We start from the raw sequence: 12776 nt of genomic DNA, 5'->3' as shown, positions 1-12776 counted from the left end.
GCCGTCATTAGGTTCGGCATGTCCGGCTGGTGGGTACCGTTCGGGCCGTCCTAGTGGGCTCCGATCAGACTGTCATACTCACGCTGACTGCGGGTTTATGGCCGAGATCAGCGGCGTACTGGGACAGCGGCTTGGCGTCCATGTTCAGGTTCACCCCAAACAACGCGCCCGAGGCCGGCACTAGGGTGTTCCGGTCCGCGACCTCGCAGTTGGGGGTGGCGGCAGCGCTCTGGCTCGCCGCTGATTCCTGGGCTTTGCGGTCACGGTCCGCCAAGGCACCCGTGATGCTGGCAGCACCGAGCCCGGCAGCCACGACCGCCACACCAATCGGAAGTGCCCAGGACTTAAGCCTGTCCATCACGACCGCACGACGCGTGGTCATGGCGCGCCCTTTGTGCTGATCCCCCGTCACAGAAAACCTCCATTGACCTGCTGTTTTTCCCATCCTAAACGGCCCCGCACAGGACCTTCCGCTGTTACAGTCCTGTCGGAGGCAAACCGTTCAGGACTCGAGTGAGGGGGACACATGTCCTTTCAGGCTTATCTGGATGCGATCGAACAAAAGACCGGCCTGACGCCGGCAGAACTGGTTGAAAAGGCACATGAGCGCGGACTGGACGCCTCCGGTAGCAAGGCGGGTGACATCCTGGCGTGGCTCAAGGATGACTACGGCCTGGGCCGGGGCCACGGGATGGCGCTGGTACACGTGATTACCAAAGGACCCAAAATCAGCTCAAAGCACGTAGGATCCGACGGCGTACACCGAGATGCCTCTGACACGCTGAGGCTTGACGGCATAGCCGCACGGGAAACCACCACAGGGGCGTAATCGCCCGTCCATCGGGGCCCATGGTTCCCAAGCACCAAACCGCCCCGCACAAGGCTGATCGTGGTGATCTGGTCCGTGCTACCGTGAACTCGATTGGAGAGGCACAGTGTCATTACTCGGGTGGGACCTGTTGGAGCGGTTCGTCCACATCGACGTGTTGATCCGCACAACCATCAGCGCGGGTGCACCCCCTATGACAGCTCTCGTTATGCTTGCCCTTGCCGTGGCCGTTGCCGTCTTCATGGCCTACGCGTTCCAATCACTGCTGTACGCCCTGCTCGTCCCAGCTGCCAGCACCTACCCTCCTCAAGGACTGGAAGACCAGCCCAAACCAGGCGCCCTGTCCTTACTGTTAGCAACACCCGTCGGTGGGACCGGGCCCCGCGCTCCGGGCGTGACGTCACGTCGCCCCGGGAGCCCCAAAACAGCCCACTAGAACACCACTAGTACCGGCGAACCAACTACGAAGCAGCTGGACCCTGCCGGTGCGGTGTATGCCCTGCTCCCCTCAGCGACCTCAGGAAACTTTCTGACGCCGTTACAAGGAGCCAATACCCATGCACCGCAATACCCCCTTTCTTCGCAGCAAATCCCCGCGCTACCGCTCACTGCCCCAGCGGCACCTTCGACTGCTGTGGAACCTCGCCTGTCGACTCGTACGACGACTGGCTATACGTGCCACCCTCGTCGGTGGGTGGGCCTGGCTCGCCGCCGGCTCGCTGATTGGATTCGAAGCATTCGAGATTATCTTCGGAGCGGTCGCCCTGGCCCCCGAGCTGCTCCCGTTCATCATCCTCAGCCTCGCACTCACCTGGTGGCTGCGCAGGCACGCTCGATGGATTCGCGCACGCGCCCGCGCTTATCGCCGCCTCAGGCGAATCAAACACAATCCCTCAACCATCGGATGTCCCGAGCGACGTGCGATTAGCCGGCAATAAGCACGAACGAACCTCCATGACGCCATTTATCTCCGCAAAAAACCTCCATCCAGCATCGCGGATAGCAACCTAGGGTCGACGCCGGAGGGGAAGAGCATCACCGCGAGGACCGGCAGGTCAACAGCACCTTGGCCTGCTTCCATTTCCCATGACGTCCTACCCCGGCGACACTGATGTGGCCGGTCCTGCGGTGGCGTACAGGGTGTTGAGCTGTCGGTAGAGGGTCCGGGCGATGTAGCGCTTGAGCGATCTTCGGATTTCGCGGTAGCTACGACCCTCTTGAGTGCGTTTAGCAACATAGTCCCGTGTTCCGGGGTCGTGGGTCATCCTGGTCATGGTGATGGTGTGCAGAGCCCGGTTGAGTCGCCTATCGCCACCCCGGTTAAGTCTGTGCCGGACTGTGTTGCCGCTTGAGGCCGGCAAGGGATTCACCCCTGCCAGTGAGGCGAAGGCAGCTTCGCTGCGTACCCTGCCGGGGTGCGACCACACCGTAAGGACAGTGGCTACCGTGACCGCCCCGGCGCCCATAATCTCCAACAGCGGTGCAGCGGGGCTTTGCTGGATCAGCTCTGTCATGCGCTTCTGGTTCGCTGCCAGCTGGGTGGTCACTTCGAGAACGCGGCGTCCCAGCCGAATTGCTTCCTCGCGAGCAATCGATAATTCGATCGGTTCTTGCCGTTCCCGCCATCTGGTGATCGTCGCGATCTGCGCGGGGACCAGTGCTTTACGGGCGTCAATTCCAAGACCATGTGCCCGGAGCAAGGCGACGAGTGCATTGACATTCATTGTCCGGTCGCGGGTCAACTGATCCCGAGCTGCGCTGAGGATCCTGAGTGCGGCACGGGTTCCCTCATCACGACGCGGAGCTCGGAGCTGCGACTCCTCCAGGCCCAAAACAGCGGTTCCGATGGCGGCCGCGTCCAGCGGGTCGGATTTACCGAGACCCCGGCGGCCACGGGCGTTCATCCGTGGAGCTTCGGCGACGTCGTAGCCGGCGTCGGTTACGGCCCTGGCCAGACGTGCCCCATAAGTACCGACACCCTCAATGGCCCATAAACACGCCATATCCCCGTCTGTCCTGCGGCCTGCCCAGGCAAGTGCACGGGAAATCCCTGTCGGGGTCGTTGGGAACTGCTCGCTCGCGACTTGTCGCCTGCTGCTGGCCTCGATGACGGCGTAAGTGTGGGTGCGGGCGTGACAGTCCACGCCGATGACGAATGGTCGGGTCTGAGCAACGATAGTCAACGCTGTGACCCTCCTTCCTTTCGAACGGACAAGAACGGCCGCACGGCGGCCGGTATTGGACCTGGGAAGAGTCACCTCGAGGCAAAACTGTGATGAGCCACAACCACCAAAGGCTGGGCAAGCTTCTAATCAAGCCACCAACGTGGAACAGGCCAACGCCGGCCGCTCCACCCAGCGCGGACAAGTCGGGGGAAACGCACCCTCAAGAGGAGCAAATTGTTTTTCGAGTCACGCGCCAGGCAGAACGACCGGCATCAACACTGCCAGCCAGTCCCAGACCAACCACTGCAAGACTCACAGTTGTTTTTGGCTGCTGGCGAAGCTTGCGGAGCTGTGCACGTGCAGGCCCGTCTACCCGCAGGGCAAGACCCGGGAAATCTTCGAAAGGAAATAAGCGACGAAGGAGCGCCGGAGAAGACTTTCCCGGGGCGCAGGCCCCGGGAGGAACGACAGGGGCTAGAGGGGCCGGAACGGGCACGTACAATCCGAAGGAATCTCAATGATGTTGTCAACGGATGTTGGTGTGCAGTGAGGGTGTCCCGGCCGGTCTTGGCCGGGACACCTCAAGAAACCCTTTAGCTGGTCCAGCCCGGATACGGTCTGCGGTCATGCTCCGGGAGTTCGGCGGCTGTGGTGGGGAGGTTGTCCGGGCCATCGGACTGGCCGGAGGACCAGTGGAAGAAGACCGGTGATGGTTTCGAAGCAGGCGTCCGTGGAGCGGAACCAGTGCGTCGCGGTGTCGCCTTCGACGTAGGTTCCGTAGCCGAAGAGTTCCCCGTTTTCGTCGCGGGTGCGGGCGACGGCGAGGATGATGTAGGGCCAGGACCCGGCGTCCCAGCCCTCGCTGGCCCAGTTCGGCAGCACGGACCACGCGGTGCCCTCGAGGGTGTCCATCCAGTCGTACCCGTCCCCGGTCGGGTCGTCGGCGGGAAGGACCGGGGCGGTCACCGGTTCGGCGGTGTCGGCCGTGACCGTGCGGGTCATGGTTTCTGTGCTCATGAGGTGATGCTCCGTTTCGCTGGGGCGGGGCGGGTGCCTGAAGTACCGGCTATCCCTCTCCCCCACCATGTTTTTTGCCTGCTGGCGGAGCATCGCGTAGCTGTGCCCGACGGAGCCGGGGCAACCCGCAGGGCAAGCAGCGGATGGGTTGTGGGAGGAAATAAGCGCAGCGCCGACCCAAGGCATCCGGTGCGCTGCCGTCCGCAGGACGGTTGAGCCGGTGGAGCGGGCACGTATGATCCAACGGACAGCAGCAAAAAAGGAAATGAAGAATGCTTGTACTGCCCGAGCGCAGCAAGGCCCGATCTGGTGCCCGCTGGGCCGTGGCAAAGCAGTGCAATCCCCTGTAGGTTCATCGTATGTAGCCGTCGCCGCCCGGCGTTTGGCCGTGGCGTGAGGAATGAACCAATGGGGTTGGATTCGCCCAAGAACAAGCCAATGTTTGAGCGGACCGAACGCTGGGCGTCTTCACTCACGGCGTCAGCTGCGTCAGATGCTGTTTCCCGAGCATTCTCCGCCCGAAACGCCACAGTCGATCAGGACGGCAATGCCGTAAGGATCCGCTGCGGATCAAATTGGCAGTATCGGCTGTGGGGCAACCTCTTTCCTGCTGGCCGACAAAACATTCCTGTGGCCCTGGTCATTGAAGCGACGCCTGCAGCTGAGGGATCGGTGATCGAAGCCCACGCTTTTGACACGTTCGGCTTCCGATTGGTCGAGAAAGCTTTCTTCGGAGCCAAGGAAACCTTCGAAGAACGGTTGGAAGAACTTCTCGCCGTCGCTGCCGCGGCAGCGAAGGTTGAGTCGAGATCCTAAATGCAGGGTAGAGCCTCTGCTGAACTTCGACGTCTTAGCGCTCCCGGGATCGGTTCATGTATTCAATCCACATCGGCACAGCAACGCCGGCGCCAATTCCCACGCATATGACCTGGGCCCACATGCCAAGTTGCGGAAAGAGCCGCCCGAGGACCACCGTTGCGGCAACACTCAATACGAGTGTTATGCAGCTCACGAAGACAATGCGCCGAAGTCTTTCCTTACGTGCCATCCTGGGGCCTCTTCTCTAAGTGACTCTGCCGGTCATGCCTGAGACTACTTCAACACCCCATGCGTTCGGTCGACACCGGAGAGATCTCTCTTCAGGCTGTAGTAGATCTCGGGGGCAATGAAGCGTCTGAGGCAGCGGGAGAGGAACGGGACGCATCCGATGGTTCCCGATAAGGTCTTCCTCCTGTGAAGAGTCAGGCGGCAAACCGCGCAGCCTGGACCGGCCCCGGGGTGTAGGTGGTCCCGTCGCGGAGCATGGCCCAGAGGACGTTGAGACGACGCCGGGCCAGGGAAAGCATGGCCTGGATATGGGTTTTGCCTTCGGTGCGTTTGCGGTCGTAATAGCCGCGCGAGGAGGGACAGGACTTCAGGGCCGAGAGCCCGGAAAGGTAGAAAACCCGCAGGAGCCGGCGGTCATAGCGCCGGGGCCGATGGTGGTTGCCGGTGATCCTGCCGGAGTCACGGGGTGCGGGGGCCAGTCCGGCGACGCCGGCGAACCGGTCGGCGGACTGGAAGACGGTGAGGTCACCGCCGGTCGCGCCAAGGAACTCCGCGGCCAGGACCGGTCCGAACCCCGGCATGCTCAACAGCACCTCGGTGTGCTGGTGTTCGGTGACTTTCTCGCTGATCAGCGCATCCAGTTTGGCGAGGTCCTCGTTCAGGGTGGTGATTTCCCGGGCGAGGGCGGCGACGATCTCCTCCCCCATTTGCTGGGCGGGAACGGTGGTGTGCTGGGATTTTGCGGCCTCTACGGCGGCTGCGGCGACGGCTGCAGAGGAGCGGGTGCCGTGTTTCTTCAGCCAGGCGTGGATTCTGGCTTGGCCGGTGCGGCGGATCCCGTCCGGAGTCCGGTGTTTGGTGAGCAGCAACAAGGCGGCTTTGGAGCGGCTGTAGTCGAAGGCACGTTCCAGCGCGTCTCTCAATCAGCGGTCGGGTCATCGCGGGGAGGCAGGCGGCCAATCCTTCGAAGCCGTCACACAAAAACGTCGTAGACACACAGGTTCAGGGGGTCCGGAGCTCTGCGACGGTGCGCCCTGGACCCAACAGCCGGCCGCGCCAGCGGACGCCCACGCTAAGGCAGGCGTGAACTCTACGTCCGCTCGGCGGTTGCTTCCAGTGATCACGCTTGAGTCCCTGCATCGGCTCCGGCTGAGTGCGCATCGCTCACACTGCCAAGACTGGACCCGGACAAGCCAGCTGTGAGCTGGGCGTATCGGTCAAAGAGCCGCTCCTGCCTCTCAAGAAGCGTGGGTGCTTTTCGAAAACCGAATACCGAATCAACGGCACGGTCCAGAGCCTTGTGCGCTGTGACGAGGTCCTGCGGCATCGCCAGCGGGTGATATAGGTCAGCAAGCGTATAACCGGGATGTTCCTCACGGGCTCGAAGCACGTTTTGTCCTGCTTCGATGACACGCGAGCGTTGAAGCTCAGTGATCTCAGTTAGGGGGAAGTTGTTCCACACAATGGTGTTTGAGAATCGGAGGTCCGATTTCAGCCGGCCACCTACCGTTTTTTGCCAGGTCATGAACATGGCTGAAGATATGACTCCGAAGAGGAATCCATCGACGTCGGGCGCCGTGAAGGCTAGATTGCTCGTGACGACATCTGGTTCGAAGCGGCCACAGGTCAGGTAGGGCCTTTGCTCGCTGACAACCGAGGGGATGCATAGATACGGAACGGAAGGTTGTCTACGCTCTGCAAAGACGGCAGGCGTAGAAGAAAGAGCTCGGGTGGCCGCCTTTGTACTTTCAAGACGAAACCGCCTCACGTTCTCGATGCGCTCCCTTAGAAATCCCGAGTCTCTTAGGTCCTGCGCGGATACTGTTTCCAGCCAGAGGCACCAGCGGTTCCCACCATTAATGAGTTCCCGCGCGCCCACAAATGGCCGCAGGTACTGGGCGACGATGGGGTCGGATTTCAGTGCCGGAGCCTCATCTCCCTCGACAATGAGGTGGCCGCCATCCGTGGGCTGTGATCCTTTAGTAACGGGAAGAAGGTGCGGCGAAAGCGGCTGACTTCGCTTTTCGATCAGTACCGTAGGTGCATCCACCAGGTAGGGGTTAATCGTGCGCGAGTCCACCTCAACTGGATCTGCTTTCGGGCTCTCGTACTCCCAGAGTCGCGCCTTATCTGACGCGTTCCGGTCAAATCCGACGATGACGCAGTGCACAGCTGCTTTTCCGGTGGCTTCCGATGTCCACGCAAATGTTCTGTGGGCAAAACGGACCCTCCAGCCATCCCGAAGGATTGGCTTGAAAAGAGCGGGGACGGGCTGCCCCTGCGTAATGGAGTTGGTGGTGACGAAACCGAACCGGCCACCAGGGGCGCTTTTGAGGAAGCTGAGAGCTTTTGCGTGCCAAGCGGTGACGTAGTCGAGGTATCCGTCGTAGTCCGGCCCCCACGCCCGTTTCATGTCTTCGGTTTGCTGCGCAGACTTGGAGTACTGACCGATAAAAGGAGGGTTGCCGAACGACCGTGCTGGGGGACTACCACATGAACGGTGCCGCAGCTGCGGCCGCTGGCGAGGAGGTCATGCGCGCCTTCGCGCGACCCGACCTCGACCACGAGAGCTGGTGGGCGGCGCTGGAGCCGCTCCTGAGCAGCGAGGCCCAGGCCGACTACGTCTACGTCGAGCCCGCCAGCATCCCCGCACGCGAGGTCACCGCCGAGCCCTCCGCGCGCGAGGACACCAGCGCATACATCGCCCGCGTCACGGTCCCCACCGACATCGGCGACTACACAGTCCTGCTCAGCCGGCAGGACGCCAACGCCCCCTGGCTCGCCGAGCGCATCACCCCACCCGAGACCGCGGGCTGAGGTCATGCCATGTCATCCAAGCTCCTGCCCATCACGGGGATCGTCCTCATCCCCGCTGGCCTCCTCGCGCTCGTGCTCAGCCTGCTGCTGCTGGGTGGGTCGTCGGCGGAGGCGACCTGCAATCCCGGCCAGGACTCCACCGTCACCATCGGCGCGGATGACGTGCCCACCGGCGAGGTCAACGGATACCGCGGCGAGCAGCTCATCAACGCGGCCCACATCCTGCGGGCCGGGGCGGACCTCGGGATGAGCGTGCGGGACCAGACGATCGGCGTCATGACCGCCATGGGCGAGTACAGCCTGCACGTCCTGGACCACGGCGACGCCGCCGGCCCGGACTCCCGCGGCCTGTTCCAGCAACGCGACAACGGCGCCTGGGGCAGCTACGCCGACCGCATGGACCCCTACGTCTCAGCCACCAACTTCTTCGAGGCGATGATCCAGCTCCACGAACGCGACTCCCTCGAGCCGACCATGGTGGCCCACCGCGTGCAGCGCAACGCCGACCCCTTCCACTACGAGCGGTACTGGGACGACGCGGTCGCCGTCGTCGAAGCCCTCTCCGGCACCGACACCGGCCTCAACCTCGGCGCCGGCGGCGTCGTGTGCACGAGCCAAGGCACTACGCCGGGCACCGTCAGCTCCGAAGGCTGGGCACTGCCCGCTGAGGGGCCGATCAACAGCGGCTACGGCATGCGCACCGACCCGGTCACCGGAGCCTTCACCCGCCTCCATGCCGGACTCGACTTCCAGGCCGGCGGCTGCGGCGGACCCATCTGGGCGGCCCAGACCGGCACGGTCATCGGTGTATTCACCGACCAGTACGGCGGCTGGACCCTCGACGTCGACCACGACGGCGTGATCACTCGCTACAAGCACATGTACGCCAGCGGAGTCCTGGTCGCGGTCGGCGACCGGGTCGAGGCCGGGCAGCAGATCGCCCGCACCGGCAACAGCGGCTGGTCCACCGGCTGCCACCTGCACTTTGAGATCCACGTCGACGGCCTGCCCGTCAACCCCCGAGAGTTCCTCGCCGACCTCGGCATCGCGCTGTGACAGACAGGAGAGAAGTCATGACCACCAGGACAGTGGCGACCTGGCCCCGCATCCAGGCCGTCACCCGCGAGGACGGCACCGGCGAGATCATCATCAACGGCACCTCACGGCCCATCGAGACCACACACGCCGAGGCAGCCCGCGCCGCCATCGTCGCGGTCATCGCCGAAACCGCCACCAAGGTCAACCGGCCCGTGCGCGTCACCGCCACCGGCCCGGAGGGGACCTGGCCGCTCATCGTCCACCCCGACGGCACCGTCGAAGCTGATGAGGACGCCGAGGCCGCACCCCAGCGCCGCTCCCGGCGCCGGCAGGCCACGCCCGTGGACGACCCAGCGACCGCCCCCGCCAGCCCACCCCCGGCAGCGCCGCAGACCCAGAATCCTGCCTCCACAGGCAGCTCTGCACCATGGGTGCGGGAGGCGCCCGAAGCCACGCGCCCCACGACCCGGCGAGAGCTACGCCAGTCCTTCCTGGCCGGGGGCACTGGCCCGACAGGGTCGGGCGCCCGGACAGCCTAGATCAGCCCCGCCGCGCCCTCGAACCGATTTCGCTCACGGCATGCCCTCACCCGAACGGCCACAGGTGTGCTCCGTCGGTCGTGGACCGACGGAGCACACCGATCGGTGCGGTGGGGTTCGCCCGGCTACCGATTGCCGTGATCCGGGGCAGGCGTGTGTCGGAGCTGACTGTCCATGTCCTCGAGCTCGATGCCCGCCGTCTCCTTGACGAGGTGCTTCACGAGGAAGAACGACGCGAGGGCGCTGAGTGCGTAGAAACTGTACGAGCCGGTCAACGAGATCGCCGCCATCACGGGGAAGGTGGTCGAGATGGCGAAGTTCGACAGCCAGTTCACGGCGGTCGAGACGGCCATCGCCCCGGCACGGATTCGGTTGGGGAACATCTCGCCGAGCAGCACCCACATGACCGAGCCCCAGGCCACGCCGAAGAAGGCGACGAACAGGTTGGCGCTGACGAGGGCGACCACACCCCAGACGCCCGGCAGCAGGACCTCACCAGCGACGGTGGTGATCGCCTGCGAGAACGCGAGTGCCATGACCCCGAGGGTCACCGCCATGCCGAGTGACCCGGAGAGCATGAGCAGGCGCCTGCCAACCTTGTCGATGAGCAGGAGCGAGAGCACCGTCGCGCCAATGTTGATGAGGGAGGTGATCGCGGTGATGAGCAGTGCGTTCGACTCACCGAATCCGACCGAGCGCCAGAGGGTGGTCGAGTAGTAGAAGATGACGTTGATACCGACGAACTGCTGGGCGGCCGCGACGAGGATGCCTACCCACACGATCGGCTTGAGCCCGAACGCCCGACCCGCGAGATCGCGTAGCGATGCGCGGCGGTCCGTCTGCAGCGAGCCACGGATCTCCTCGATCTTCGCGCGTGGGTCGGCCAGGCCCGTGCAGGTCCTCAGCACGTGCTCGGCGTCCGCGTCGCGCCCGAGGCCGACGAGGTATCGCGGTGACTCCGGCACCCTCAGTGCGGCGACGCCGTAGGCGATGGCCGGAACCGCCTCGACGATGAACATCCACCGCCACGCGGGCAGGTCGAACCAGAGGGGGTTCGCGGCACCGCCGGCCTGCCACGCCAGGCCGGCATCGACGAAGAGCGAGACCGCGATGCCGGTGACACCCGCGAGGCCCTGCACCGAGACGAGGCGCCCGCGCATGTGTGCTGGAGAGATCTCGGCGATGTAGGTGGGGGCGATGACGGAGGCGGCGCCGACTCCGAGACCGCCGACGACCCGCCACACGATGAGATCGGTGATGCCGAACGCGAGGCCAGTACCTATCGCCGACACGAGGAAGAGGACGGACGAGGTGAGCATGACTGGCACCCGGCCGACGCGGTTCGACAGCGGGCCGGCGAACCACGCGCCGATGACGCAACCGAGCAGGGCAGAGGAGACCGCGAAGCCCTTGAGGCCACTGCCGAGGCCGTAGTGGTCGGCGAGCGCGTCGATAGCCCCGTTGATGACGGCCGTGTCGTAGCCGAAGAGGAAGAAGCCCAGCGCTGCGGTCACCGTGACCAGGACGAGCCTCTTGCTCACCGATGCCGAGGGGGTCGATGCCATCACTGCTCACTCCCCTTGAGCACACGGCAGATCTGGGCCTCCCAGGGGCGCAGCCGCTGCAGGACCGCACCCTCGGGCGGCTCGTGGTGAGTCCCGAGTATCAGCTCGGCGGCACCGACGGCGCCGCCGAGAGCCGCAGCGACATCGAGCTCCTCGTCGGAGAAGTTCGCGACCACGATCCATCGCTCGTCGCCGAGCGTCCGCTCGAAGGCGTACAGGTACTCGTGGTCGCGGGCGAGGAGGCGGTAGTCACCGAAGACCACGATGTCACTGCTGTGACGCAGCTCGATGAGGCGTCGGTAGTGGGCGAGGACCGAGTCCGCGTCGTCGATCTGAGCCTCGACGTTGACCTCGGAGGTGTTCGGGTTGAGCGGCAGCCACGGAGTACCGGTGGTGAATCCCCCGTGCTCCGACGCGTCCCACTGCATGGGCGTGCGAGCGTTGTCGCGGCCGTTCTGGCGCAGGCCCGCAAGGAGCCGTTCCGGCAGGACACCCAGTGCCCGGCCGTACGCCCACGAGTTGTGCGCATCGATGTCGGCGAACTGCTCGATGCTCGCGAACGGGTAGTTGCGCATGCCGATCTCGTCGCCCTGGTAGACGTATGGCGTCCCACGGTGCAGGTGGAGAACCGTGGCGAGCATCTTCGCCGAGGCGACCGCGTGCGCCGGCGACCGGGAACCGAAGCGGGAGGCGACGCGGGCCTGGTCGTGGTTGCCGAAGTAGAGACTGTTCCACCCGGAACGGCCCAGTCCTTTTTGCCAGCGTGCCATGGTCGATTTCAGCGCGAGCAGGTCGAACGGCCTCGGCTCGTACCGTCCGCCCCAGCCGGGCGCGTGATCGACGTCCATGTGCTCGAACGTGAAGATCATGCTGAGGCGGGGGCGCTCACCGCCGGTGACGGCGAGCCCGTCCTCGACGGTCGCCCCCGGCATCTCGCCCACCGTGAGCAGGGTCTTCTCGGCGGTGTCGAACACCTGGTCCCGCAGCTCGTCGAGGAACTCGAGCATCCGTGGCCCGCAGGTGTACTGCGAGGAGGCATCACCGTAGTGGCTCGAGTGCGGCGTCGGCACGTCCTGCAGCGGATACCTCTTGGAGATGAGGTTGATGACATCGAGGCGGAACCCGTCGACGCCGCGGGCGAGCCAGCGGCGCAGCATCGCGTAGAGCGCTTGGCGAACCTCCTGGTTCTCCCAGTTGAGGTCGGGCTGCTCCGGGGCGAAGAGGTGAAGGTAGTACTCACCGCTCTCCTCGTCGTACGTCCACGTCGGCTGGGCGAAGAAGCCGAGCCAGTTCGTCGGCTCCGCGCCGGGCGTGCCTGGTTCCACCCCGTCCCTCGGGGGCCGCCAGATGTACCAGTCGCGTCGAGACGACGAGCGCGTGCTGCGCGACTCCACGAACCATGGATGGTCGATCGACGTGTGGTTGAGGACCACATCGATGATCACCCTCATACCACGGCGGTGGATGTCGGCGATGAGATCGTCGAGGTCCCCCTCGGAACCGAAGCGCGGGTCCACCGCCTCGTAGTCACTGACGTCGTACCCGTTGTCCGCCATGGGCGAGGGGTAGAAGGGCGTGAGCCAGATGACGTCGACCCCGAGGCTCTCGAGATGGTCGAGGCGCGAGCGGACACCCGCGAGGTCCCCGAGACCGTCGCCGTCGGCGTCGGCGAAGGAACGCACGTAGATCTGGTAGACAACCGCCTCGTGCCACCAGGCACGGCTGTTCGTGGGCATGCCAATCTCCTCCATTGGAAACT

General features: G+C 64.6%; 11 protein-coding genes and 1 pseudogene. 5 read left to right on the top strand and 7 right to left on the bottom strand.

Features of this window, described 5'->3' with window-relative positions; genetic code table 11:
* Positions 1–64: 64 nt before the first annotated feature.
* Positions 65–382: a hypothetical protein gene (locus PV772_RS06665; protein WP_347885701.1), complete on the bottom strand. Its 318-nt coding sequence runs from the start codon at positions 380–382 to the stop codon at positions 65–67.
* A gap of 144 nt (positions 383–526) precedes the next feature.
* On the opposite strand from PV772_RS06665, the gene PV772_RS06660 reads away from it, so the two are divergent.
* Positions 527–829: a DUF4287 domain-containing protein gene (locus tag PV772_RS06660; RefSeq protein ID WP_347885700.1), complete on the top strand. Its 303-nt coding sequence runs from the start codon at positions 527–529 to the stop codon at positions 827–829.
* 1094 nt (positions 830–1923) lie between these two features.
* On the opposite strand, the gene PV772_RS06655 is transcribed toward PV772_RS06660, so the two are convergent.
* Together PV772_RS06655 and PV772_RS06650 are read right to left on the bottom strand one after the other, a co-directional pair.
* A complete protein-coding gene (locus tag PV772_RS06655) occupies positions 1924–3012 on the bottom strand; it encodes an IS110 family transposase (protein ID WP_347885699.1) in 1089 nt (362 codons plus the stop codon).
* 606 nt (positions 3013–3618) lie between these two features.
* Positions 3619–4011 carry a hypothetical protein gene (locus tag PV772_RS06650; RefSeq protein ID WP_347885698.1) on the bottom strand — a complete coding sequence of 131 codons (393 nt, stop codon included), beginning with the start codon at positions 4009–4011 and terminating at the stop codon, positions 3619–3621.
* Between the two features lie 408 nt (positions 4012–4419).
* On the opposite strand from PV772_RS06650, the gene PV772_RS06645 reads away from it, so the two are divergent.
* Positions 4420–4827, top strand: coding sequence for a hypothetical protein (locus PV772_RS06645; protein WP_347885697.1), 408 nt, complete (start codon positions 4420–4422; stop codon positions 4825–4827).
* 425 nt (positions 4828–5252) lie between these two features.
* Here PV772_RS06645 and PV772_RS06640 read toward each other — a convergent pair.
* Positions 5253–5972 (bottom strand): annotated as a pseudogene (locus PV772_RS06640) (transposase); the annotation flags it as partial.
* A gap of 206 nt (positions 5973–6178) precedes the next feature.
* Positions 6179–7567, bottom strand: a complete 1389-nt coding sequence (locus tag PV772_RS06635) for a type IIL restriction-modification enzyme MmeI (RefSeq protein WP_347885707.1) — start codon at positions 7565–7567, stop codon at positions 6179–6181.
* On the opposite strand from PV772_RS06635, the gene PV772_RS06630 reads away from it, so the two are divergent.
* From PV772_RS06630 to PV772_RS06620, 3 genes are read left to right on the top strand one after another with little or no spacing between them, the layout of a single operon-like run.
* A complete protein-coding gene (locus tag PV772_RS06630) occupies positions 7552–7875 on the top strand; it encodes a hypothetical protein (protein WP_347885696.1) in 324 nt (107 codons plus the stop codon). The genes PV772_RS06635 and PV772_RS06630 overlap by 16 nt on opposite strands.
* A gap of 9 nt (positions 7876–7884) precedes the next feature.
* Positions 7885–8931 (top strand): M23 family metallopeptidase, encoded by a 1047-nt coding sequence (locus PV772_RS06625; protein WP_347885695.1) that lies wholly within the window; start codon positions 7885–7887, stop codon positions 8929–8931.
* Between the two features lie 17 nt (positions 8932–8948).
* Positions 8949–9452 (top strand): hypothetical protein, encoded by a 504-nt coding sequence (locus PV772_RS06620; RefSeq protein ID WP_347885694.1) that lies wholly within the window; start codon positions 8949–8951, stop codon positions 9450–9452.
* Between the two features lie 125 nt (positions 9453–9577).
* Here PV772_RS06620 and PV772_RS06615 read toward each other — a convergent pair whose 3' ends face one another.
* The gene (locus PV772_RS06615) at positions 9578–11017 is read right to left on the bottom strand and encodes a sugar porter family MFS transporter (protein ID WP_347885693.1); all 1440 of its coding nucleotides are present in this window, start codon (positions 11015–11017) and stop codon (positions 9578–9580) included.
* On the bottom strand, positions 11017–12753 hold the full coding sequence (locus PV772_RS06610) for an alpha-glucosidase (protein ID WP_347885692.1): 1737 nt from the start codon (positions 12751–12753) through the stop codon (positions 11017–11019). The genes PV772_RS06615 and PV772_RS06610 overlap by 1 nt, the downstream gene beginning before the upstream one ends.
* Positions 12754–12776 lie beyond the last annotated feature (23 nt).

The sequence above is a fragment of the Pseudarthrobacter sp. CC12 genome (genome assembly GCF_039907755.1).
Classification (GTDB): domain Bacteria; phylum Actinomycetota; class Actinomycetes; order Actinomycetales; family Micrococcaceae; genus Arthrobacter; species Arthrobacter niigatensis.
The sequence above is the reverse complement of the archived record's forward strand: the minus strand, read 5'-3'. Positions and strand labels throughout refer to the sequence as shown.